Annotated in this window: 21 protein-coding genes and 1 tRNA gene; 8 read left to right on the top strand and 14 right to left on the bottom strand. The window is 66.1% G+C overall.

Features of this window, described 5'->3' with window-relative positions; all coding sequences use genetic code 11:
- Positions 1–22: 22 nt before the first annotated feature.
- From ABL840_RS28380 to ABL840_RS28365, 4 genes are all read left to right on the top strand, one after another.
- Complete coding sequence (locus ABL840_RS28380; protein ID WP_093305292.1) at positions 23–505, top strand: hypothetical protein; 483 nt, start codon at positions 23–25, stop codon at positions 503–505.
- 25 nt (positions 506–530) lie between these two features.
- Positions 531–1,538, top strand: coding sequence for a hypothetical protein (locus ABL840_RS28375; protein ID WP_093429341.1), 1,008 nt, complete (start codon positions 531–533; stop codon positions 1,536–1,538).
- 316 nt (positions 1,539–1,854) lie between these two features.
- Positions 1,855–2,127 (top strand): hypothetical protein, encoded by a 273-nt coding sequence (locus ABL840_RS28370; protein ID WP_093305289.1) that lies wholly within the window; start codon positions 1,855–1,857, stop codon positions 2,125–2,127.
- A 334-nt stretch (positions 2,128–2,461) separates the two neighbouring features.
- The gene (locus ABL840_RS28365) at positions 2,462–3,661 is read left to right on the top strand and encodes a restriction endonuclease (protein ID WP_093305287.1); all 1,200 of its coding nucleotides are present in this window, start codon (positions 2,462–2,464) and stop codon (positions 3,659–3,661) included.
- Positions 3,662–3,714: 53 nt separating this feature from the next.
- Here the strand turns inward: ABL840_RS28365 and ABL840_RS28360 are convergent.
- The 7 genes from ABL840_RS28360 to ABL840_RS28330 form a co-directional block, all read right to left on the bottom strand.
- Positions 3,715–3,790: transfer RNA gene (locus ABL840_RS28360), tRNA-Thr, on the bottom strand.
- A 25-nt stretch (positions 3,791–3,815) separates the two neighbouring features.
- Positions 3,816–4,826, bottom strand: coding sequence for a class 1 fructose-bisphosphatase (locus tag ABL840_RS28355; protein ID WP_093305285.1), 1,011 nt, complete (start codon positions 4,824–4,826; stop codon positions 3,816–3,818).
- A gap of 26 nt (positions 4,827–4,852) precedes the next feature.
- The gene (gene pepN, locus ABL840_RS28350) at positions 4,853–7,546 is read right to left on the bottom strand and encodes an aminopeptidase N (RefSeq protein WP_093305283.1); all 2,694 of its coding nucleotides are present in this window, start codon (positions 7,544–7,546) and stop codon (positions 4,853–4,855) included.
- Positions 7,533–8,228 (bottom strand): HAD family hydrolase, encoded by a 696-nt coding sequence (locus ABL840_RS28345; RefSeq protein ID WP_093305281.1) that lies wholly within the window; start codon positions 8,226–8,228, stop codon positions 7,533–7,535. The genes pepN and ABL840_RS28345 overlap by 14 nt, the downstream gene beginning before the upstream one ends.
- Before the next feature lie 5 nt (positions 8,229–8,233).
- A protein-coding gene (gene prfB, locus ABL840_RS28340) for a peptide chain release factor 2 (RefSeq protein WP_103893603.1) occupies positions 8,234–9,338 on the bottom strand; the annotation gives its coding sequence in 2 pieces (ribosomal slippage) (positions 8,234–9,256 and positions 9,258–9,338; 1,104 coding nt in all).
- A 91-nt stretch (positions 9,339–9,429) separates the two neighbouring features.
- Positions 9,430–10,203, bottom strand: a complete 774-nt coding sequence (locus tag ABL840_RS28335) for an SIMPL domain-containing protein (RefSeq protein ID WP_093305279.1) — start codon at positions 10,201–10,203, stop codon at positions 9,430–9,432.
- 122 nt (positions 10,204–10,325) lie between these two features.
- Positions 10,326–11,138, bottom strand: coding sequence for a MetQ/NlpA family ABC transporter substrate-binding protein (locus ABL840_RS28330; protein ID WP_093305578.1), 813 nt, complete (start codon positions 11,136–11,138; stop codon positions 10,326–10,328).
- Positions 11,139–11,388: 250 nt separating this feature from the next.
- Here ABL840_RS28330 and ABL840_RS28325 point away from each other — a divergent pair, with 250 nt between their 5' ends.
- Genes ABL840_RS28325 through ABL840_RS28310 form a run of 4 tightly spaced genes read left to right on the top strand, consistent with a single transcriptional unit; the run spans position 11,389 to position 14,161 of the window.
- A complete protein-coding gene (locus ABL840_RS28325) occupies positions 11,389–12,261 on the top strand; it encodes a methionine ABC transporter ATP-binding protein (RefSeq protein WP_093305576.1) in 873 nt (290 codons plus the stop codon).
- On the top strand, positions 12,254–12,916 hold the full coding sequence (locus ABL840_RS28320; protein WP_093200265.1) for a methionine ABC transporter permease: 663 nt from the start codon (positions 12,254–12,256) through the stop codon (positions 12,914–12,916). Before ABL840_RS28325 ends, ABL840_RS28320 begins: the two co-directional genes overlap by 8 nt.
- 34 nt (positions 12,917–12,950) lie before the next feature.
- On the top strand, positions 12,951–13,778 hold the full coding sequence (locus ABL840_RS28315; protein WP_093305278.1) for a MetQ/NlpA family ABC transporter substrate-binding protein: 828 nt from the start codon (positions 12,951–12,953) through the stop codon (positions 13,776–13,778).
- A gap of 32 nt (positions 13,779–13,810) precedes the next feature.
- Positions 13,811–14,161, top strand: a complete 351-nt coding sequence (locus ABL840_RS28310; protein ID WP_093200271.1) for a hypothetical protein — start codon at positions 13,811–13,813, stop codon at positions 14,159–14,161.
- 64 nt (positions 14,162–14,225) lie between these two features.
- On the opposite strand, the gene ABL840_RS28305 is transcribed toward ABL840_RS28310, so the two are convergent.
- The 7 genes from ABL840_RS28305 to ABL840_RS28275 all read right to left on the bottom strand — a co-directional run bounded on the left by ABL840_RS28305 (position 14,226) and on the right by ABL840_RS28275 (position 21,781).
- Positions 14,226–15,578 carry an LLM class flavin-dependent oxidoreductase gene (locus ABL840_RS28305; RefSeq protein WP_093305276.1) on the bottom strand — a complete coding sequence of 451 codons (1,353 nt, stop codon included), beginning with the start codon at positions 15,576–15,578 and terminating at the stop codon, positions 14,226–14,228.
- Entirely contained in the window at positions 15,575–16,414 is an 840-nt protein-coding gene (locus ABL840_RS28300) for a MetQ/NlpA family ABC transporter substrate-binding protein (protein WP_093200277.1), read from the bottom strand. Before ABL840_RS28300 ends, ABL840_RS28305 begins: the two co-directional genes overlap by 4 nt.
- A gap of 145 nt (positions 16,415–16,559) precedes the next feature.
- Positions 16,560–16,952 (bottom strand): DUF4150 domain-containing protein, encoded by a 393-nt coding sequence (locus ABL840_RS28295; protein WP_093305274.1) that lies wholly within the window; start codon positions 16,950–16,952, stop codon positions 16,560–16,562.
- 27 nt (positions 16,953–16,979) lie between these two features.
- Complete coding sequence (locus ABL840_RS28290; RefSeq protein WP_093200280.1) at positions 16,980–17,618, bottom strand: DUF3540 domain-containing protein; 639 nt, start codon at positions 17,616–17,618, stop codon at positions 16,980–16,982.
- Between the two features lie 64 nt (positions 17,619–17,682).
- Entirely contained in the window at positions 17,683–18,732 is a 1,050-nt protein-coding gene (locus tag ABL840_RS28285; protein WP_093305272.1) for a pentapeptide repeat-containing protein, read from the bottom strand.
- Positions 18,729–21,320 carry a DUF2169 family type VI secretion system accessory protein gene (locus ABL840_RS28280; protein ID WP_093305271.1) on the bottom strand — a complete coding sequence of 864 codons (2,592 nt, stop codon included), beginning with the start codon at positions 21,318–21,320 and terminating at the stop codon, positions 18,729–18,731. Before ABL840_RS28280 ends, ABL840_RS28285 begins: the two co-directional genes overlap by 4 nt.
- Positions 21,320–21,781, bottom strand: coding sequence for a hypothetical protein (locus ABL840_RS28275; protein WP_093305270.1), 462 nt, complete (start codon positions 21,779–21,781; stop codon positions 21,320–21,322). Before ABL840_RS28275 ends, ABL840_RS28280 begins: the two co-directional genes overlap by 1 nt.
- Between the last annotated feature and the right edge of the window lie 8 nt (positions 21,782–21,789).

Here is a 21,789-nt window from a genome sequence, read left to right as displayed (position 1 = left end):
TGAAAGTACAGGAGCGCAACGCATGACACTGAACGAACTACTGCCCTTGCTCGGACATTCCGAGCTGAACGCCAACCTCGATCAACTCCTGAAGTCCGCGGGAGCAAGCGTCCAGTCTCTGTCGGCCAAGACACTCCGCGCCGAAGGCTCGGACGCCATCGAGCTCAAGTCACTGGGGCTCGAACTGGCATTCTGGGAGCGTGAAGGCTACGAACGAAAAATGGGCGTCCCGAAGGACGCGGGCAAGGCGATCCTGGCGGCGGTTTTTGCGTATGGCCCGGGCGGCAAGAGCTTCAAGCCCTACAAGGGGACGGTTCCGTTCAGCGGCGGTCCCATCGCCAAGCGGCAAGATGCGCTGGCCGAATTCGGCACGCCGGACCTGACCGAGGAAGACGACGACGTGGTCGAGTGGGACCAGTGGATCAAGGACGGGCTGCAAGTGCGCGCCACCTACAACGACGATGGTTCGTTGTGGAATCTCTCTTTCTCCGTTCCCTTCAAGTGACGCCTTGTGCGCCCTGGTTCCGCAGATGAGCAGCCAGACCCACGCCTTCGAGACGAGCAACTATCTGCTGGGCCACGCCTGGCAGAGCGCGCGGGTGCGTGCGCTGGTCGAAGGCTGGGAGCAACTGGAGTGGATCGACGACGAGGCGCTGAAGAAAGCCCGCACGGACCATCGCCTCTCGCTCGTGAACCCGGCGCAAGGCATCTACCTGTTCTTCACCGATGCGGACAGCTACGAGGCTCGATATGGGGAGCCTCGCAGCAAGGGCAACCTGATACTGAGCCGGGTTTCGCTGCTGCTGCACTTCGACCCGCAATGGACTCCGTACGCGGGTGAATTGCCTGTCGCGCTCCGCGCCGATGACATGGTCGGCGATGTGCTGCGGCGACTGGGTTCGCCGGCGGAACTGTGGCGGGTAGGCCTGAATGTCTCCAAGGCGCGATGGTCCACGCCGGATGCCGAAGTGGACGTGAGCTTCGAGCGCGACACGGGGCGGCTCAAGCTGGTGACGATGACGCGGCCCCGGGTGGCTCCGGTATCAGCAAGCGCGATGCCCACACCCGAACAGTTCGCGCGGCAATTCGGCCGACCGTTGGCCGAGTTGCAGGAGGACGCCCAGTTCGCTCCCTTCTTCCTGGGCGCGAAGGCTCGTGAGATCGCCGAGTACGGCGAAGCCGACTACTCCCGGGAGTTCGGCATCGAGCTCTACTTCAAGCCAGGCGCCGAGATGGCGGATGCCGTGCCGGGAGCACCACGAAGCAGCGAACCCTGCCTGAGCGGCGTGCGCTACCGGACGGATCTGGATTTTCAGAGCAGCGGCTACGCAGGCCCCTTGCCATGGGGCTTGCAGATGAGCGACACCGTCGACGTGACGATGTCCAAAGCCGCGGCGCGCCCATTCAAGGAAGCGCTGGATTGCGACGATGGCTATCAGCTGTGGCGCACGGACCTCTGCGATGTTCATGTGCTCTACAGCTTTCTTGAAGATCGCATTTACCGGGTCACGTTGCTTGCGCGTGGGTGTTACGAGTAGGGCGCAGCAGGCCAGCTGCGAACCGCCGTTCGCTCGTTCGTGAGAAGGGTAAGCAGATCAAGGTTTGAGCGCCAACACCGCAACGATCGCGGTCATGCGCGCAAAGTCGATGCGATCCCCAATTTGTTCACTGCATGGAGTCGTCCACCAGCGCGGTTCTCCCATACATTTGAACGACCGCCGCGCCTCACGGCGGGACATCGATGCACACCGCAGCGATGTCGATGTGAGGCACAAAAGGCGACGGCCAAGGTGCGCTAACACCATGGCCGTCTGACCACTCAACGTGCACTAACTTTGCAGGAAAGCACATCAAATGGCTGATCAAATTATCGCCGGGCAAGACACGCCCACCTCCCACAGCGCAATCGCCTCATCCGACGCGGCTGATCTTCTTGAGAAAAAGTTGTCCCAATTGCAATCGCTGCTGAAGTGTTGCTACGGGGACGGATGTGATTGGTTCGACGCGATCGGGGCGGCGCATCGAGATCGCGTCATGTGGATCGCTGCAGATTTGGCCGATGACGCGGCGCAGCTCTCTCAGGAACTGCTGAAGCAAATCAATGCGGCGGACATGCCGAAGGCTTGACGAGAAATCAGTCGCTGGAAGGGGGCGTTCAAAGTCAAAGTGGTATGCGGCCTTTGCACCGCCGCTGTAGCCGTTGTTCCCTCCATATCTTTCGTTTCCTCCGCGACCGGTGGGCACGCTCGTGAAAACCGGGCAGGAGGCTGCGCGAAGTCGACAGTAAATTTCAGGCGAGGCGCTATGAAACCAATGTAGCCGGGGTTGGGTGGCAGTGACCTATTTCACTGGGAGTCGGTCCCGTGAGTTAGGCTTGGTTGTTTCAAGATTGTTAAATTTATGCGCGGGCGCTTGTCGCCTGCGCATTTTTGACCAGTCTGCCTCAACCCTCTGCTTCGACATGACCCGCATATTCAGCTTCGACGATTTGCCGACAGCAGACCTTGTCGTGGATGCGATTTATGAAGGGGGAAGTGCCGCCAACACCGGCAGTGATCCGATCGCCAAACTGCTCCCCGGAGCAGGCAATCAAGGTGGATTCAGAGCGTCGGGTCCGGGCTTGAAGAAGAAATTCGTCGTTCTGTATTCCAGCGGAGAAGAGGGCGACTGGCCCGATCGCTTGGACCTGAATACTGGGCAGTTCATCTACTACGGCGACAACCGTACGCCGGGTCACGATCTTCACGACACCACGCGACGCGGCAATCTTCTTTTGAAAGCGGCCTTCGAGAGCGCGCATGGAGACGCGGCGAAGAGGGCGGAGGTGCCGCCGTTCTTTGTCTTCACCAAGTGCCCCACTGCGAAGAGCAATCGGTCTGTCCAGTTCAAAGGGCTCGCTGTGCCTGGGTTTTCCGGTCTTCCCATGACGGAGGATTTGGTGGCCATATGGAAGACGACCGCTGGCGAACGATTCCAGAACTACCGCTCAGTTTTCACGGTTCTCAACGCGGCGACAGTCTCTCGCGAGTGGATTCATAGCCTCTCGATTTCGGAGGGAGCGCCGACAAGTGCGCCCAGCGCATGGCGCTCGTGGATCGAGACGGGGGTCTATAAGCCGCTGACCTCAGAGCCGACGAAAGTGATTCGAACGGAAAGCGAGCAGCGCCCGGATACCGCTCTCAAGGCAGCGATCCTGGAGCAGGTCTGGACCCATTTCAAAGACTCGCCGCACGTGTTCGAGTCCTTTGCTGCACGGATCTATCAGCTTTCAGATCGGCGCGTGATCATCGACGAGATCACGAGGGGCAGCGTTGACGGTGGGCGGGACGCGATCGGCAGATACCTGCTCGGGCTGAGTGGCGACCCGGTTTATGCGGAGTTCGCCTTAGAGGCGAAGTGCTATCGGCCTGCGTCCGATGGCGTGGCGGCGAATACGGTTGGCGTGCGTGAGGTTGCGCGCTTGATCTCGCGGATCAGGCACCGGCAATTCGGTATCTTGGTCACCACGTCATCGATCGCAAGACAAGCCTACGAGGAGGTGCGCGACGACCGCCATCCGATCGTGTTCATCTGCGGCAGGGACATTGCTGAAATACTGATTCAAGCCGGCTACAACTCGCCCGAGCGCGTCGGCGAATTGCTCGCCGAATGGCCTGCCTGAATTCCGCATAACGGAAAAAGCCCGCTACCTTTTGGATAGCGGGCTTTTAATCTTGGTGCCGGAGAGATGAATCGAACACCCGACCTTCTCATTACGAATGAGCTGCTCTACCGACTGAGCTACACCGGCGAAGCCTCAGATTATAGCCAAGAAATCACGCCTTCTCGGCGTGGTACTGCGTCAAACGCTCAACTTCGTTTCTAGAACCCAACATCACGCTCACCCGCTCGTGCAGTTTCGTGGGCTGCAGGTCCAGGATGCGCTGCTTGCCGTTGGTGGCCGCGCCGCCGGCCTGCTCGACCAGCCAGCTCATCGGGTTGGCCTCGTACATCAGGCGCAGCTTGCCGGCCTTTTCGGGCTCGCGCTTGTCCCACGGGTACATGAAGACGCCGCCGCGCATCAGGATGCGGTGCACGTCGGCCACCATGCTGGCGATCCAGCGCATGTTGAAGTCCTTGCCGCGCGGGCCTTCCTTGCCGGCCAGGCATTCGTCGATGTAGCGCTTCATGGGCTCGTCCCAGTGGCGCATGTTGCTCATGTTGATCGCAAATTCCTTGGTGTCCGGCGGAATCTGGATGTCTTCCTGCGTCAGCACGAAGCTGCCCTGTTCGCGGTCGAGGGTGAACATGGCCACGCCGTTGCCCACGGTCAGCACCAGCGTGGTCTGCGGGCCGTAGATGCAGTAGCCGGCGGCCACCTGTTGGGTGCCTGCCTGCAGAAAGTCGCTTTCCTGCACACCGGGGTGGTCGTCGGGCTTCTTCAGCACGCTGAAGATGGTGCCGATGCTGACGTTCACGTCGATGTTGCTGCTGCCGTCGAGCGGGTCGAACATGAGCAGGTATTCGCCCTGCGGGTAGCGGTTGGGCACCACGTAGATGCTGTCCATTTCCTCGCTGGCCATGGCCGCGAGGTGGCCGCCCCATTCGTTGGCCTCGATGAGCACTTCGTTGGCGATGATGTCCAGCTTCTTCTGGATCTCGCCCTGCACGTTCTCGCTCTCGGCCGTGCCGAGCACGCCGCCCAGCGCACCCTTGTTGACGGCCTGGCTGATGCTCTTGCAGGCGCGAGCGACCACTTCAAGCAGCAGGCGCAGCTGGCCGGGAATGAGGCCGTCGGCACGCTGTTGTTCGACGAGGTAGCGGGTGAGGGAAATCTTTTGAGCCATGTGTCTTCCGGGTTCGAGTTGCTTCTTCAGTTGCCAGCCAGGGCGCGGGTCACGACTTCATGCGTGTCCTTGCTCAGGTCGGGCTTGGCGGCCACGCGGGCAATCGCCTCGCGAGCGGCGCTGCGGTACGGCTCGGCAAGCTTGCTCCAGCGGTCGAGCGAGCGCGCGAGGCGGGCGGCAACCTGCGGGTTGATGGCGTCGAGCTCGATCACGCGCTCGCTCCAGAACACGTAGCCGGCCGCGTCGGGGCGGTGGAACGCGCCGGGGTTGGCGCTGCAGTAGCTGAAGATCACGCTGCGCGCGCGGTTCGGGTTCTTCAGCGAGAAGTCGGGGTGCTTCATCAGCTGCTTCACCAGCGGCAGGATGTCGCCGCCGCGGTCGGATGCGCCGGCCTGCAGCGAGAACCACTTGTCGATGACCAGCGCCTCGTCCTTGAAGATGGCGTGGAAGCGCGCCAGCGCCTGCGCCGCCAGGCTGTGGCTCGACGCCACCAGCGCGTTGAGGGCGTTGAAGCGGTCGGTCATGTTGCCCGCGTCCTTGAAGCGTTGCAGCGTCTTGCCCGGCCACACGACGTCGCCCGAGGAGCGCGCCGCCAGGCACAGGAAGTTGAGCGCCATGCCGGCCAGCGCGCGGCGGCCCGAGGAGGTCGGGTCGGGGCTGTAGGCGCCGGTGTCGTGGTTCTCTTCATACGCCCACTGCCAGTCGGCGAAGAGGGCGGTGGCCAGCTGGGCGCGCATGGCTTCGCGCACGAGGTGCACGCGTTGCGGGTCGACCACGTCGAGCTGCTCGGCGATGTAGGTTTCCGACGGCAGCGTGAGCACCAGTTCCTTGAAGGCGGCGTCGAGCTGCGGGTTGCGCAGCACGCTGCGCATGGCGTCGATGTAGGCGTCGTTCAGCACCGGCGTGGTGTCGGTGGCCAGGGCGGCGATGCCTTGCAGCGCGGCGCGCAGGCCCAGGCGCTGGCCTGCTTCCCAGCGGTTGAACGGATCGGGGTCGTTGGCCAGCAAGGTCAGCAGCTGGGCGTCGGTGTACTCGAAGTCGAGGATCACCGGCGCGCTGAAGCCGCGCAATATGGAAGGCACGGGCTCGGCGTCGAGGCCCGTGAAGGTGATCTGCTCGCCGGCGCGCGACAGCACCAGGGTGCGGGTGCCGCGGGTCACGTCGCTTTCGCCTTCGAGCTGCATCGGCAGTTCGCGGCCGCTGGCGTCCAGCAGGCCGATGTTCAGCGGAATGACGAAGGGTTCCTTGGTCGGCTGGCCCGGCGTGGGCGGGCAGCTCTGCACCACGCTCAGGGTGTAGCTGCGGTTCTGCGCGTCGTACACGCCGTGGGCGGCAAGGCGCGGTGTGCCGGCCTGGCTGTACCAGCGCTTGAACTGGGGCAGCAGGCGGGCCAGTTCCGACTCGGGGTTCGCGTCGGCAATGGCCTGCGCGAAGTCGTCGCAGGTCACGGCCTGTCCGTCGTGGCGCTCGAAGTAGAGCGTGATGCCCTTCTCGAAGCCCTTGCGGCCGACCAGCGTCTGCATCATGCGAACCACCTCGGCACCCTTCTCGTAGATGGTGACGGTGTAGAAGTTGCTGATCTCGATGTAGCTGTCGGGCCGCACCGGGTGGGCCATGGGGCCGGCGTCCTCGGGGAACTGGGCGGTGCGCAGCACGCGGACGTCCTCGATGCGCTTCACGGCGCGGGCCGAGGCGTCGGCGCACAGGTCCTGGCTGAATTCCTGGTCGCGGAAGACGGTGAGGCCTTCCTTCAGCGAGAGCTGGAACCAGTCGCGGCAGGTCACGCGGTCGCCGCTCCAGTTGTGGAAGTACTCGTGGCCGACCACGCTTTCGATGTTGCTGTAGTCGGCGTCGGTGGCGGTGGCCTGGTTGGCCAGAACGTACTTCGTGTTGAAGATGTTCAGGCCCTTGTTCTCCATCGCGCCCATGTTGAAGTCGCTGGTGGCGACGATCATGAAGCGGTCGAGGTCCAGCGGCAGGCCGAAGCGGGCCTCGTCCCACAGCACCGAGTTGATGAGCGAATTCATCGCGTGCTCGGTCTTGTCGAGGTCGCCGGCGCGCACGTACACCTGCAGCAGATGCTCCTTGCCGCTGCGCGCCTTGATGCGCTGCTCGCGCGCCACCAGCTTGCCCGCCACCAGGGCGAACAGGTAGCTGGGCTTCTTGAACGGGTCGACCCATTTGGCGAAGTGGCGGCCCTCGGGCAGCTCGCCTTGCTCGACCAGGTTGCCGTTCGACAGCAGCACCGGGTAGGCGGCCTTGGCCGCTCGCAGGGTAACGGTGTAGCTCGCCATCACGTCCGGACGGTCGAGGAAATAGGTGATGCGGCGGAAGCCCTCGGCCTCGCACTGCGTGAAGAAGGTGTCTTCGCTCACGAACAGGCCCATCAGCTTGGTGTTCTTGATGGGGCAGCAGGTGGTGAATATCTCGAGCTCGAAGCTGTCGGGCAGGCCGTCGATGACGAGCTGGTCGCCCTCCATGCGGAACGACGCGCCCTGGCCGTTGACCAGCACGCGCGCCAGGTTCAGCTCGTCGCCGTCCAGGCGCAGCGGCTGTACCGGCGCCTCGGGGTTGCGGCGCATCTGCATGCGGTTGAGCACGCGGGTCTTGGCGGGGTCGAGGTCGAAGGTCAGGTCGACGGTGTCGATCCAGTACGCCGGGGCGGCGTAGTCTTCGCGGCGGATGGCGATGGGTTGGCCTTGTGCGTCACGTAGCAGCATCGAGGGTCTCCAGAAAGTTCGAATGGGCGAGTTCGTCGTAGTCGCGAACCGCGGCGATCACATGGGGGCCGGCCAGCTCGGCGGCGGTATGGGTGCTGCAGACGGCCACGGCGCGCATGCCGCCGCGGCGGGCGGCCTCGATGCCGAAGGGGGCGTCTTCGAAGACGATGCAGCGCTCGGGCGCGACGCCGATGCGGCGCGCGGCTTCTAGGAAGATGGCGGGCGTGGGCTTGCCGCTGAAGCCCTCGTCGCCGCCCACGATGGCCAGCGGCAGCGGGTCCATCTTCAGGCGCGACATGGCGAACTCGATGTTGCCCTTGTCGCCCGCGGTGCCGACGGCTACCTTCAGGCCGCGCGCAACTGCAGCCTTGGCGAATGCGGTGAAGCCCGCCACCTCGGTGAAGTTGTCGCTGAACATGGCGCGGTAGATCTCTTCCTTCTCGTGCACCATGGCCTGGCACTCGGCGTCGGAGAGTTCGCGCTCGAACAGCTCGCGCATGCACTCGGTGCCGGTGCGGCCCGTGGTGCGCGCGAGGATGTCGCTCACGTCGAGTTCGAGGCCGTGGCGCGCCACGAACTCCACCCACGACCGCGCATGCCAGGGCATGGAGTCGATCATGGTGCCGTCCATGTCGAAGATGAAGGCTTCGACCTTGCCACCCTTCAGGCTTTGCAGGCTCATCGGTTTTACACGCCCTGCTTGAGAGAGGCTTCGATGAACACGTCGAGGTCGCCGTCGAGCACCTTCTGCGTGGCCGAGACTTCGACGTTGGTGCGCAGGTCCTTGATGCGGCTGTTGTCCAGCACGTAGCTGCGGATCTGGTGGCCCCAGCCCACGTCGGTCTTGCTGTCTTCCAGCTTCTGCTGTTCTTCCTGGCGCTTGCGCATCTCGTGGTCGTACAGGCGCGAACGCAGGCGCTTCCAGGCCACGTCGCGGTTGCTGTGCTGGCTTCGGCCGTCCTGGCACTGCACCACGATGCCGGTCGGGATGTGCGTCAGGCGCACGGCCGAGTCGGTCTTGTTGATGTGCTGGCCGCCGGCGCCGCTGGCGCGGAAGGTGTCGGTGCGCACGTCGGCCGGGTTGATCTCGATCTCGATGGAGTCGTCGATCTCCGGATACACGAAGATGCTGGCGAAGCTGGTGTGGCGGCCGCCCGACGAGTCGAAGGGCGACTTGCGCACCAGGCGGTGCACGCCGGTTTCGGTGCGCAGCAGGCCGAAGGCGTAGTCGCCTTCCACCTTGATGGTGGCGCTCTTGATGCCGGCGGTGTCGCCGGGCGTCTCGTCTTCGAGCTGTGCCTTGAAGCCCTTGCGCTCGGCGTACTTGGTGTACTGGCGCAGCAGCATGCTGGCCCAGTCGCAGGCCTCGGTGCCGCCGGCGCCGGCCTGGATGTCGATGAAGGCGTTCAGCGGGTCGGCCGGATTGCTGAACATCCGGCGGAATTCGAGCTGCTTGATGTCGGCTTCGAGCGCTTCGGCGTCATCGGAGATGGCCTGCAGGCCGGCGATGTCGCCGTCTTCCTTCGACATCTCGTAGAGCTCGGTGTTGTCCGACAGGCCGCTGGTGAGCCGGTCGAGCGTGACGACCACGTCGTCGAGCGACTTCTTTTCCTTGCCCAGTTCCTGGGCCTTCTTCGGGTCGTTCCAGACGTTGGGATCTTCGAGCGATGCGTTGACCGTCCTCAGGCGTTCGGCTTTGGCATCGTAGTCAAAGATACCTCCGTAAATCGACCGTGCGGGCGCTCAGGTCCGCAAGCATTGCGCCGATTTGGTTGATTTGTTCTGCGTCCATGGGGTGTCCTGACTGTCTGGCTGTGTAGGGGAGGGTGTCCCGGGGGAACCCGCCATTTTCTCACGGGTGACAGATGACCCCGGAAGCAGCGTTATTCAAGCTGGAAGTCCACGCTGATCGTGGCCGTGATGCTGATCTGGCCGACCGACAGGTCACCTTCGCCGCCTTCGCCCTGGCCGCCGGAGCGCGGGGCCACCTGCATCACGTTCTGCTGCATCAGCTGTCCCTCGTTTCGGTAGCGGCCGGCCCAGCCGCCCCAGTTCCAGCCCGAGCTTTCGCTGATGCGCATCGCGCGGCCGCGCTTCACGCCCAGCTGGGAGGTCAGCGCGTCGGCCTTCTCGCGCGCCGCGATCACCGCCAGCTCGCGGGCCTTGTCGCGGTGCTTGCGCATGTCGGTGTTGCGGAATTCGATGTTCTCGACCTGGTTCACGCCCACCGCGTACAGGTCGGTCAGCAGCGGCTCGAAGGTGTCGAGCTTCGTGACCTTGATGCCGATGCTCTTGTGGGCCACGTAGGCCTTCGGGACGGTATAGCTGCTCTGGTAGTCGTACGTGGGCTGGACGTCGATGTAGTTGACCTGCACGCTCTTCTCGGGGATGCCGTAGCGCTTGATGACCGCCAGTGCCTTGGCGATGCGCTCCCGGTTGTCAGTCGTGGCTACCTGCAGGTTCTTGTCCCGGCTCTCGACGCCGACCGTGAGATAGACCTCGTCCGGCGCCACGCGCACGGCGGCCGAGCCGCTCACGCTGATCTGGCCGAGGGCCTGGTTGCCGGCTTCCCTGGGTGCGAGCTGCGCCGGAGCGGTGGTCGCGGCGGCCAGCGCGAGGGCGCCAAGGCCGGCGGAAAAGGTGCGTCGAGAGAACATGGAAAGGACCCTCCGGGTTGATGAAGCCCGAAAGATACCTTCAGACACATGTCAGGCGTAAAAAGAAAAAGCCCCCGGCGCGGCGCGAGCGCACGGGGGCAAGGGGGACAACCGGGTGCGTGTCAGAACGCCGGAACCAGCGAGCCCTTGAACTGGGTCTCGATGAAGCTCTTCACCTCGGGCGACTGGTAGGCCGCCACGAGGCGCTTGGCCCAGGGCTTGTCCTTGTCGGCGCGGCGCACGGCGATCAGGTTGGCGTAGGGGCTCTTCGGCGATTCCTTGATCACCGCGTCCTTGTTCAGCGACAGGCCGGCCTTCTCGGCGTAGTCGTTGTTGATGGAGGCGATGGTCAGGTCGTCCAGCGAGCGCGGCAGCTGGGCCGCGTCGAGTGCCACCAGCTTCAGCTTCTTGGGGTTGGTCACCACGTCCAGCGGCGTGGCGTTGTTGTTCTTCACAGCATCGGGCTTCAGCGTGATCAGGCCGGCCTGCTGCAGCAGCAGCAGGGCGCGGTTGCCGTTCGACGGGTCGTTCTGGATGCCGACCGAGGCGCCGTCGGGCAGCTGGTCGATCGACTTGAGCTTGCGCGAGTAGAAGCCCAGCGGCGCGGTGATGGTCAGGCCCACGGGCACGATGTCGAAGCCGCGCGCCTTGTTCTGGTTGTCCAGGAAGGGCTGGTGCTGGAAGGCATTGGCGTCGAGGTCGCCCGAGGCCAGCGCGGCGTTGGGCAACTGGTAGTCGTTGAACACCACGACCTGGATGTTCAGCCCGTCCTTGGCGGCGACCTTCTTGACCACCTCGAAGATCTGCTCGCCGTTGCCGACGGAGACGCCGACCTTGATCGAGTTCTTGTCCTGCGCGAAGGCGCTGCCACCTGCGAAGAGGGCGGCAGCCAGGGTGGCGAGGGCAAAGGTGCGGCGGCGGAAATTGGTGTGCATGTCGTTGCGCGAATCGAAAAAATGAAGGCGCGAATGTGGCATTGCCCGGTGCCGAAGGGAACGAACCAATGCTCATATCCATATGGCCCATATGGCGACGGAAAGCGGTGTAGGGTGTGTCCTTATGTGCTCCAGTGCATAAGCAAGCGCCGATTTGTTCGTTCCCTTTCGCTGCGTTTCTTTTCATACTCGGCACCTTTTTGCGAACCTACGCGACCTGCGCCATCCGCTCGGGCCGCGCTTCTTCTCCATGACCCACCCTACGCCTGACGAGGGCCGCGGCGATCACGCGGCGCCAGTCATCCGTCTCCAATCGGTGCAGAAATCGTTCGCCTTGCCCAACGGCGAGGTGTTCGACGCCGTGCAATCGCTGTCGCTCGACATCCAGCAGGGCGACGTGTTCGGCCTGATCGGCAAGAGCGGCGCCGGCAAATCGACGTTGCTGCGCCTCATCAACCTGCTGGAGCGGCCCGACGCGGGCCGCGTCTTCGTCGGCGGGCGCGACCTCACCACGCTCTCGCGCAGCGAGCTGCGCGACACGCGCCAGAACATCGGCATGATCTTCCAGCAGTTCAACCTGCTGCAGAACGCCACGGTGTTCGACAACGTGGCCTTCCCGCTGAAGATCCACGGCCGCCACTCCAAGGCCGAGATCGACGCCCGCGTGCGCGAATGCCTGGCCCTGGTCGGCCTGGCCGAGAAGATCGACACCTACCCGGCCCAGCTTTCCGGCGGCCAGAAGCAGCGCGTGGCGATCGCCCGCGCGCTGGCGCCGCGCCCGCAGGTGCTGCTGTGCGACGAGCCCACCTCGGCGCTCGACTCCGAGACCACGCGCTCGCTGCTGGAAACGCTGCGCGACATCAACCAGAAGATCGGCGTGACCATCGTGATCGTCACGCACGAGCTGTCGGTGGTCGAGGTGCTGTGCCGCAACGTGGCCATCCTCGAGAAGGGCCGGCTGGTGGAGCAGTTCGCGGTCGACGCCGCGGGCGACGCCGAGCGCAAGACCGCGCTGGGCCGCGAGATCGACGAGCTGGTGCGCCGTCGCGAGCGCGAGGCGCGCGAATCCCGTTCCGCGCAATCATCCGTTCAGGTAGGCGCACAGGAGTTGGCTTATGTTTGAGAACATCGCCCCCATCCTCCCCGAGCTGTGGGTCGCCACCGGCCAGACTTTCATGATGCTGGCCATCGGTCTGTCGGCTGCCGTGCTGATCGGCGGACCGCTGGGCATCCTGCTGTTCCTGCTGGGGCCAGGCCAGTCGCTGGAGAACAAGCCGGCGTTCCTGGTGCTCAACTGGCTGGTGAACACGGTGCGCTCGTTCCCCTTCATCATCCTGCTGGTGGCGCTGGTGCCGTTCACGCGGGTGATCGCGGGCACCTCCATCGGGCCGCTGGCGGCCGCGGTGCCGCTGTCGTTCGCGGCCATTCCCTACCTGGCGCGGCTGGTCGACCAGTGCCTGCGCGAAGTGCCGCGCGGCGTGATCGAGGCGGCCCATGCCATGGGCGCGACCGAGCTGCAGATCGTTTGGCGCGTGCTGCTGGTCGAGGCCCGCTCGGGCCTGGTGCTGGCGCTGACGGTGCTGGCCGTGAGCTTCCTGTCGTACTCGGCCGTGGCCGGCGTGGTGGGCGGCGGCGGCATCGGCGACCTGGCCATCCGCTACGGCTACTACCGCTTCCAGACCGACGTGATGGTGCTCACCGTGGCACTGCTCGTGGTGCTGGTACAGATCCTGCAATTCGCCGGCAACGCCACGGCACGCAGGCTCGACAAGCGCTGATCCCTCTTTCCCTTCTCACTGTTTCTCCAATCTCATGAAGACCGTTTTCCTGCGCCGTTCCGTTCTCGCCCTGTCGCTGGCAGCCCTTTCCCTGGGCGGCCTCTCGCTGCAGGCCCACGCGCAAGACCCCGCCAAGAAGAACCTGGTGATCGGCGGCACCGCCGGCTCCAACACCGACCAGCTCAAGGCCGGCATCGTGCCCATCCTCGAGAAGAAGGGCTACAAGGTGAAGCTGGTCGAGTTCAACGACTACGTGCAGCCCAACCTCGCGCTGGCCCAGGGCTCGCTCGACGCCAACTTCTTCCAGCATCAGGTCTACCTGAAGAAGTTCGCTGCCGACCAGAAGCTCGACCTCGCCGAACTGGTGCAGGGCCCGATCGCGCCCATGGGCGTGTACTCGACCAAGCGCAAGACGCTGGCGGACGTGAAGGAAGGCGACCGCGTGACGCTGCCGAACGACCCGAGCAACCTGGCCCGCGCGCTGGTGCTGCTGGAGCAGAACAAGCTGATCACCATCAAGTCCGGCATCGACCCGCTGCGCGCGTCCGAAAAGGACGTGGCCGAGAACCCGAAGAAGCTGAAGTTCATTCCGCTCGAAGCCGCCCAGCTGCCGCGCTCGCTCGGCGACACCGAGTACGCCATCGTCAACGGCAACTTCGCGATTTCGTCGGGCCTGAAGCTCACCGAGGCCGTGGTGCTCGAGAAGACGCCCGACTACTACCTGAATGTGGTCGCCGTGAAGACCGCCGACAAGAACACCCAGTGGGCCAAGGACATCGCCGAGGCCTACCGCTCGAAGGAGTTCAAGGCGGTGGTCGACAGCAAGTTCCAGGGCTACGCCAAGCCCAGCTTCCTGCAATAACTCTTCCTTCAGCCTTCAGAAAAGGACGCCCCATGCCCGTTCTGGCCGTATTCGATGCTCAGGGAAGCTGGCGCGACACGCACGTGTGCGACGGCTGGATCACCGAACACCTGGCCGGGCAGGGCGTGAGCTGGGGGCGCGGCAAGAAGAAGGGGCAGCGCGTGCTCGAGAGTGCGGGGCTGTTCTATGTGCCGACCGCCGACGGCTATCTGGGGCTGCTGCTGGAAGCCGGCGAATGGGCCTCGATGCCGGTGGGCAAGCCGCATTTCTTCGATGCGGGCGAGGCCGAATCCATCGAGGGCCTGCCCGCGGAGCTGCCGCTCTTCGAGGCCTTCGTCGAGGAAGTGCTGTCGCTCACGGGCAACGACGCCGACGAGGAGTGACGAAAAGGAAAACGAAAAAGGCCGCGGTTCTCGCGGCCTTTTACTTTGCCTTGTTTGTCGCGCTTCAGGCAGCCAGTCGTTGCGCGGTTCGCCCGCCAGGCCGCGCCAACCCCAAGTGGTCGCGCAGCGTGCGGCCCTCGTACTCGGTGCGGAAGATCCCGCGCTTCTGGAGGATCGGCACCACCCCGTCGACGAAATCCTGCAGCCCGTGCGGCAGCGCATCGGGCATCAGGTTGAAGCCGTCGGCCGCGCCGGCCTTGAACCAGCGCTCGATGTCGTCCGCGATCTGCTCCGGCGTGCCGACGATCACGCGGTGCCCGCCGCCGCCGGCGAGCTCGCGGATCAGCTGGCGCACCGTGTAGCCGTGCGTGCGGCCGGCAGCGACCACCGCGTTGAAGAAGGTGTGGTTGCCGTTGCCATTGGCGGGCAGCGGCAAGTTGTCGGGCAGGCGCTCGTCCAGCTTCAGCCGGTCGGGCGTGATGCCCAGCGTGCCGGCGATGCGCGTGAGGCTGTAGTCCCACGGAATCAGGTCGACCAGCTCGTCGCGTCGGCGGATGGCTTCGGCCTCGGTGGAGCCGACGATGGTGGTCAGGCCCGCGAGCACCTTCACCGCGTCGGGGCCGCGACCCAGCTCGGCGGCGCGAGTCTTCAGGGCGCGCGCATAGGCCAGCGATTCCTCGAACGACTGCGAGGCCGAGAACACCGCCTCCGCGTGGCGCGACGCCAGTTCGCGCCCGTCGGCCGAGGCTCCGGCCTGCACCAGCACCGGGTGCCCCTGCGGCGGGCGCGGCAGGTTCAACGGCCCCTGCACCGCGAAGTGCTCGCCGCGATGCGCGATGGCTTGCACCTTCGCCGTGTCGATGAAGCTGCCGGTGGCCTTGTCGCCGACGAAGGCGTCGTCCTCCCAGCTGTCCCACAGCGCCTTCACGATGTCGGTGAACTCCGAGGCGCGTGCGTAGCGCTTCGCATGGTCGGGCACGGCGTCGAGGCCGAAGTTGCGCGCGGAGGGCAGGTCGGCCGTGGTCACCACGTTCCAGCCTGCGCGGCCGCCGCTCACATGGTCGAGCGTGGCGAAGCGGCGGGCGATGTTGAAGGGCTCGTTGTAGCTGGTCGAGGCGGTGGCGATCAGGCCGATGTGCGTGGTGGCCGCGGCCACGCAGGCCAGCAGCACCGTGGGCTCCAGCGCGGTGATCGGCCGGAAGTGGATCTGGTCGACGATGGCCGCGTTGTCCGCGAGGAACACCGCATCGAGCTTGCCCGCCTCGGCGATCTGCGCCGTGCGGATGTAGTGCGCGATGTCGGCGAAGGCCCACGGGTCGCTCTCCGGCAGGCGCCACGCCGAGGGCACGAAGCCCGAATGCAGGATGTTGACGTTGAGGTGCAGCTGCCGCGGCCGGGTCTTGTTCGGAAGGCTCATTGCGAGAAGTAGTCGGGCAGCCGGTAGCCGGCCCATGCCGGGTTTGCCTTGAAGAAGCGCTGGAACTCGGCCGACTGGTAGGCGGCCGCGATGTCCTGCGCGAACTTCGCCTTCTCGTTGCTGCGCTTGACGGCCACCACGTTCACGTAGGGCAGCGTCATGTTCTCCAGCTTCAGTGCCTCGGTCAGCTTCAGCCCCGAGGCGATCGCGAAGTTGCCCTGCACGGCGGCGATATCGGCATCAGCCAGTGAGCGCGGAGCCTGCGCGGCTTCCAGCGGCACCAGCTTCAGGCGCTTGGGATTGGCCACGATGTCGCGCTCCGACACCGAGATCGGGCTCACACCCGGCTTGAGCGTGACCCAGCCGATGCCCGCGAGGATGTTGAGCGCGCGCGCCGCGTTCACCGGATCCGAAGGCAGCGTGACCGTGGCGCCGTCGGGCACCGTGTCGAGCGACTTGTGGCGCTGCGAGTAAAGGCCCATCGGCGGCGTCGGCACGTGCACCACCGGTACCAGGTCGAAGCCCTGCTGCTTGTTGGTGGCCTCGAGATACAGCGTGTGCTGGAAGATGTTGGCGTCGATCTGCCCGCGCTCCACCGCGTCGTTGGGCTGCACGCCCTGGCTGAACTCGACGTACTTGACGGTGTAGCCCAGCTTCTTCAGCTGGGGCTCGATGCCGTTGGTGAAGGCATCGCGGTACGGGCCGGGCATGAAGCCCACGCGCAGGTCGGCGGCGTGGGCGGAAAGCTGGAGCGCCAGGCCGAGGGCGAGGCCGCCCAGCGGCAGGGCAAGGCGGCGCAGCCACGAAGCGGAGGGCGCGCGCGAAGGGGAAGGCATGAAAACAACTCCGGAGAACGGCGAAAGGAGCTGGGCACTCTAGGCCGCGATGCCTGCGCGGCGAACGAAGATTTGCGCGCTTCCTTATCCGCTGGCCGGATATGGGGCCGGCCCGGTTCCGGCTACCCGGGCTGCGCCCCTGGCTTCAGGGCGACAGGATCATCACCTTGCACTGGCTGGGCACGATCCGCATGCCCACCATGTTGCCCCGGTTCTGCGTGCTCAGGCTGGTCATGCGCGTGGCCGGCGTGCCCTTGACCAGCACGGTGAACGCACCCGTCACGTGCCGCGACTGGCTCATGAAGGTCTGCGAGACGATGCCGCCGCCCGCGCCCGTGGTGTCGCCCAGCGTGATCGGCGTGGTGGTCGCCATGTTGTGCGCGGGCATGCACATGAAGAGGATGTTCCAGGCGTTCGGCACGGCCGTGGGGCCGAACGCCATGTTGGGGTATGGAATGGGCGCCATCGCGGCGGGCGGCGTCTTGCAGACGTCGGGAAAGGCGAGGGCCATTCCCATCAGCTGGCAGTTGGCGAACATGGCGGCGCTCCTTTCGGTGGGGGTGGGTCAGCCCATGTGGATCTGCGCGGCATCGACCTTGACGAGGTCGCTGGCCGTGACCACAGTGTGGCGGGCGTGCAGCCGGGCGGTGCCGCCGGCTTCGCAGTCGAGATGGCCGACGCGGACCTGTTCGGTCTCGTCCACCACGCGCAGCGCCCTGCGTGCCATCTGCACCACGCGGTCCGCCACCGACTCGAAGACCTGGCCGACCAGCCGCAGCCGGCCCACCGTGGCATCGAGCGCCTGGCCGGTGAAGCGCATGTCGTCGACACGGCACTGGCCGCTGTCGGCCTGGAGGTTCCATTGCGCGGCCCGCATCTGCAGCTCCGCGCCGCTGCTCAGCCGCAGGCCGCCCGGGCTCTCGATCGAGAGTGCGCCGGCAGCATCGAGCCGGCTGACCGAACCGTCGGCTTGCTCGAGCACTGCGATCAGGTACACCCGGCTGCGGTCGGGCCCGGAGAGCAGCACGGTGTCGCCCGCCTCGGGCCGCAGCAGGCAGCTGGCCGCGCGGCGGCAGCGCCAGGTTTCGCCGTGCTCGTCTTCCACCTCGAGGTTCGCATCGGGCAGCGAGGCCGTCAGCCGGCCGACGAAATGGACCGGCGCGGCGGTCGTCGCGGGGGCAGGGCGCAGTGGAACGACATTCATGGCTGATTCCTTCTCGATGTTGGTTGGTGTGTTTCTTCGGAAAGCGGGTTGTCGGATGCGGGGTTCAGTGCGGGCCGGACCAGGCCTGCGCCTTGAAGAGTTCGGGCTCGTTCTCGATGATTCCGGCGCGGCTGGAGAACCGGGCGCCTTGCTGCTGCGCGCGATGCAGGCGGGTGCGCAGGAAGTGCGCGCCACCGAGGTCGGCGCCGCTCAGGTCGGCATACGAAAGGTCGGCATCCTGCATCGCGGCATCGCGGAAGCTCGCGCCGGCACAGCGTGCGCGGTGGAACACGCAAAGCGGCAGGCGGGCTCCCGAGAAATCGGCGCGTTCCAGCAAGGCCTCCGCCCAGATCGACTGGTCGAAGCGTCCGCCCCTGCAGTCGGCGTCACCGAGGTCGGCCTCCGGAAACAGGGCCTGGCACGCGTCCGCGTTCGAGAAGTTCGCCCGCTTCAGCGTCGCACCCTTGAAGTTGGCCCGGGTGAGCGTGGCACCGCCGAAGTCGGCGCCGTCCAGGCGGCTGTCGGTGAACTGGCACATCGGCAGCGAAAGGCCGGCGAAGCGCTGGCCGCTCAGGTCGCACTCCAGGAACATTGCGTTCGTGGCCGACGCGCCCTGGAAGACCGCCGTCCTCAGGTCGAGCCGGTGGAAGGTCACGTAGGCCAGCGCCGCGCCGCTGAAATCGGCGCGCCCGAGCTGCGACTCCATGAAGCTCGCCCGTTCGAACCGGGAAGACCCGAGGCGGCTTTCCGCCAGCTCGCAGCGAAAGAACCGGGTGTAGTCGAGCCTTGCCTCCACGAAGCTGGCCTGCGCCGCATGGCATTCGGCGAAAGAGGCTCCCTCCAGCATGGCGGCTTCGAACCGCGCGGCATCCATGCGGCTGCGGAAGAACTGCACTTCCTTCAGGCGAGCGAAGGAGAAGTCGCAGCCCGACAGCCTGCAATGCGAGAGCGAGCTGCCCTCGAGGTTGGCGTGCGAGAAGTTCGCGCCGCCGAAGTCGACGTCGTCCATCATCGCGCCCGAGAGGTCGAGGCCGCTCAAGTCCCATCCCCTGCAGTCGGCGCTGCCGACCTGGATGCCGTGGCGGACCTTGTCGACGAGTTCATCGCGGGTCATTCGGCGGAAGGGGCGCGTCGCGCGGGCAAGGTTCGGGCGTGCTGCGTGTAGGCGCCGAGCAGGTGGGTGGTGCCGTCGATCAGGCTTTGCGACACGTCGGTGCGGAACAGGTTGGCTCCGCTGAGATCGGCCTGCGTGAAGACCGCCTTGGAGAAGTTGGCATCGATGAGGTTGGCACCGCGCAGGGTGGCGCCGGTGAGGTCGGCGCGTACGAAGAGGCTTTCGCCGGCGACGATCCGTTCCAGGTTGGCCTCCTGCAGCGCGCATTCGGAGAAGTCGCAGTTGTCCAGGCGCGCCTGCGCCAGGTCCGCGCGCGTCAGCGGCGTGGTGCGCAGCCCGCAATGCCTGAGCACGCAGCGGCGCAGGACGGCTCCGGCGAGCGTGCTTCCGTGCGCGAAGCTGCAGGCGTCGAGCCGAGCGTCGGAGAAATCGGTCGACCGGCTGCAGTCGGTGGTGACGAAGCCGCAGCGCACCAGTGACGCGTTGACGAAACGCACGTCCGCCAGCGTGCATTCGAGCCACACCACCTGCCGGAAGGAGGCTCCGTCGAAGGCGATGCCGTTCATGCGCAGCTTCGTCAGGAACACCTGGTGCCAATCGGAGCCACGGAAGTCGCACCGGCTCATCTCGCTCTCGGCCAGGCGCGTCTGGTCGAAAGTGGTGTTGGCCATGTTGCATGACTCGAAGCGCGCCTTTTCGCAGTTGGCCCCGCTCAGGTCGGCGCCGGAGAAATCCGAGAACTCGCACTGCGCGCCGCCGAGGTTGGCATTGCGCAGGGTCGCATTGGCCAGCGAGGCGCGCGACAGCCTGGCGCGGGCCAGCACCGCGCCGCTGAAGTCGGCGTTCGCGAGCAGGGCTCCCTCGAGGTTGGCGTCTTCGAGGGCGGCGCCGGAAAGATCCGCTCCGCTCAGGTCCATGCCCGAGAGGTCGGCGCCGACAAGCCGCATGCCGCGGAAATCGCGCTCGCCGGGAGCCGCCGCCGCCAGCTGCCGGCGCAGCTTCGCGGAGCGGAACGAGGGCATGGGCGGCGCGGGGTCGAAGAGGTGGGCACCGTGGAGGTAGCCCTGCCTGATCTGCACCGTCATCCGCTGCGTGGTTCCGGCGGGTATGAGCGCGGGGGCCGGTCCCGAGGTGGCTGGCGCGGCGGCAAGCTGTTCGAGCTGCCGGATGAGCGCGTCCGGATCGAAGCGCTGCGGCTGCCCGCGGCTCTTGTCGAGCAGCACCGGGTCGATTTCTTCTTCCTGCCTGCGGCGCATCTGCGCGCCTTCTGCCTCGAGCTTGCGTCGGGCTTCCATCATTTCTTCCTGCATTCGCCCGAAATACTCGGGCACGTCGTCGAAGGCCGGCGGCGCGGCTGGAGGCAGGGGCGCTGGCAGGTATTTGTCGGGGTCCACGCCCAGCGCGATGAGTTCGGCTCGCCGGCTTTCGTGGTCGCGCTGCTGTCCGGCGCGGAGGTTGCGCACCAGCGGCCGTGCCATCGGGTCGGGTGCGTCGAGGACGCTCCAGTTGCCGAGAATGGCCTTGGGCGCGAGGTCGCTGTCGCGAAAGGCGAGCAGGCCGCCTCGCGCGGTGTCCAGCCGCTGGAGCAGCACGCACTGGTAGTGCTCGGGCGTGCGCGGCTGCTGGGGCAACTCCAGCGCCGGCATGATGTGCCGCACGTCCGCCGCGTCGTCCTCGCGCACCGGCAGCACGCCATGCCAGACGAGCGCCACGCGCTCGCGATGCGGAAAGAACCAGGCGGTGGTCAGCCGCAGGCCGATCTCGCGCAGCCCGTTGCCCTCCTTGTCGAAGCTCGCGAAGCAGCGCGTGCGCCAGTCGGGCAGGGTGCCGGCCAGCACCGATTTGTCCGGGTGCATGTTGAGGATCTCGTAGGGAGCACCTGGCGGCAGCTCCTGCAGGGCCGGCCAGCGCTGGTCTTCGGGCGCGGCGTTGAAGAAGCGCCAGTCCATGTCCGGGGCGAAACCGGGGAAGTGCTGTTCGAGCCAGTGCTGCCCGAAGCTGCTGCCCATCAGGGCCATGCGCCGGGGGCTGTCGATGGGCACCGGGCCGAAGCTGGCGGGTGTCACCTCCTGCCCGCGCGAGCGCACGCGCCCATGAACGGCTTCCACGTTGGGCGCGCGGCGGGTGCGCACGCCGTTGACCGGCTCGTCGAACGCGCCAATGCCGGCGGGGTTCTCCGGCACGTCGGGCCCGCCGTAGGCATGCGCCCAGTCCAGCGGCATCGCCTCGAAAGGCTGCGGCGCGCTCAGCCGGCCGTCGAGCCAGTAGCGGTCGCCGGATACGTGCAGGGACTTCTCCAGGCCGGCGACGCGCAGGCGCACGGCGCACGCGGTCTTGTCCTGCTGGTGGCGGGTGTATGCGCGGCCGCTCGCCAGCACTTCCGGCATGCACTTGGGCACGCCCATGTCGAACACGCCCATGCCGCCGATTTCCTCGCCGACGGTCTGCCACAACTCCTGGTCGGCCATGAGCTTGGGTTCTGCTTCCAGGCTGGCGAATGCCGTGACGGCCACGCCGAGCTGGTCGACGCCCTGCCAGCGGTAAGGCCGGGTGAGGATGCCAAGGCGCAAGGGCTTGACGGTCTTCATCAGCCGGCAGCCTCCGCGGGTGGGCGAGGCCGGGAGCTGTCGGCACCGTGGTGGACCGGCGAGTTGCCGCGACGCTCGAGGACGACTTCACGGCTCGCCGGGTCGAAGCGCACGGCGATGGCTTTTCCGGCCGCGTGGTCGGGCAGGTCGGGCAGGGCGATGGCGGTGGTCTGGTCGACGTCGAAGGCCTCGTTGCTCGCCGTGGCCTGCACGCGAAGATGCAGCTTCGCGATCGCCCAGGTGGTGCCTTCGCCCGAGAGGCGCTGGCCCGTGTCGTGAAGGGAGATCACCTGCGCCATGGCAGGCGTGCCGTTCGCGAGGATGCCGACGGCCTTGCGCGTGCGTGCGAGTCTTGCGGAATGCCGGCGGCGCTCGCGCACGAGCGTGACGCACAGGGTGAACGCCAGCCACGCAAGCAGCGGAGCCAGCACCCACCAGATCGAGAAGGAGACATCCGGCATCCGGCCTG

Origin of the sequence: Variovorax sp. NFACC27 (assembly GCF_048301545.1) — a bacterium.
GTDB classification, from domain to species: domain Bacteria; phylum Pseudomonadota; class Gammaproteobacteria; order Burkholderiales; family Burkholderiaceae_C; genus Variovorax; species Variovorax gossypii.
The sequence above is the reverse complement of the archived record's forward strand: the minus strand, read 5'-3'. Positions and strand labels throughout refer to the sequence as shown.

Excerpts from the sequence above, each read along its gene's own strand:
- ABL840_RS28280 (WP_093305271.1), bottom strand. The coding sequence starts at position 21,320 with ATGAAGACCGTCAAGCCCTTGCGCCTTGGCATCCTCACCCGGCCTTAC.
- ABL840_RS28380 (WP_093305292.1), top strand. The coding sequence starts at position 23 with ATGACACTGAACGAACTACTGCCCTTGCTCGGACATTCCGAGCTGAAC.
- ABL840_RS28320 (WP_093200265.1), top strand. The coding sequence starts at position 12,254 with ATGTTTGAGAACATCGCCCCCATCCTCCCCGAGCTGTGGGTCGCCACC.
- ABL840_RS28310 (WP_093200271.1), top strand. The coding sequence starts at position 13,811 with ATGCCCGTTCTGGCCGTATTCGATGCTCAGGGAAGCTGGCGCGACACG.
- ABL840_RS28355 (WP_093305285.1), bottom strand. The coding sequence starts at position 4,826 with ATGGCTCAAAAGATTTCCCTCACCCGCTACCTCGTCGAACAACAGCGT.
- ABL840_RS28365 (WP_093305287.1), top strand. The coding sequence starts at position 2,462 with ATGACCCGCATATTCAGCTTCGACGATTTGCCGACAGCAGACCTTGTC.
- ABL840_RS28305 (WP_093305276.1), bottom strand. The coding sequence starts at position 15,578 with ATGAGCCTTCCGAACAAGACCCGGCCGCGGCAGCTGCACCTCAACGTC.
- ABL840_RS28300 (WP_093200277.1), bottom strand. The coding sequence starts at position 16,414 with ATGCCTTCCCCTTCGCGCGCGCCCTCCGCTTCGTGGCTGCGCCGCCTT.
- ABL840_RS28275 (WP_093305270.1), bottom strand. The coding sequence starts at position 21,781 with ATGCCGGATGTCTCCTTCTCGATCTGGTGGGTGCTGGCTCCGCTGCTT.
- ABL840_RS28295 (WP_093305274.1), bottom strand. The coding sequence starts at position 16,952 with ATGTTCGCCAACTGCCAGCTGATGGGAATGGCCCTCGCCTTTCCCGAC.
- ABL840_RS28285 (WP_093305272.1), bottom strand. The coding sequence starts at position 18,732 with ATGACCCGCGATGAACTCGTCGACAAGGTCCGCCACGGCATCCAGGTC.
- ABL840_RS28325 (WP_093305576.1), top strand. The coding sequence starts at position 11,389 with ATGACCCACCCTACGCCTGACGAGGGCCGCGGCGATCACGCGGCGCCA.
- ABL840_RS28345 (WP_093305281.1), bottom strand. The coding sequence starts at position 8,228 with ATGAGCCTGCAAAGCCTGAAGGGTGGCAAGGTCGAAGCCTTCATCTTC.
- pepN (WP_093305283.1), bottom strand. The coding sequence starts at position 7,546 with ATGCTGCTACGTGACGCACAAGGCCAACCCATCGCCATCCGCCGCGAA.
- ABL840_RS28370 (WP_093305289.1), top strand. The coding sequence starts at position 1,855 with ATGGCTGATCAAATTATCGCCGGGCAAGACACGCCCACCTCCCACAGC.
- ABL840_RS28330 (WP_093305578.1), bottom strand. The coding sequence starts at position 11,138 with ATGCACACCAATTTCCGCCGCCGCACCTTTGCCCTCGCCACCCTGGCT.
- ABL840_RS28335 (WP_093305279.1), bottom strand. The coding sequence starts at position 10,203 with ATGTTCTCTCGACGCACCTTTTCCGCCGGCCTTGGCGCCCTCGCGCTG.
- ABL840_RS28375 (WP_093429341.1), top strand. The coding sequence starts at position 531 with ATGAGCAGCCAGACCCACGCCTTCGAGACGAGCAACTATCTGCTGGGC.
- ABL840_RS28290 (WP_093200280.1), bottom strand. The coding sequence starts at position 17,618 with ATGAATGTCGTTCCACTGCGCCCTGCCCCCGCGACGACCGCCGCGCCG.
- ABL840_RS28315 (WP_093305278.1), top strand. The coding sequence starts at position 12,951 with ATGAAGACCGTTTTCCTGCGCCGTTCCGTTCTCGCCCTGTCGCTGGCA.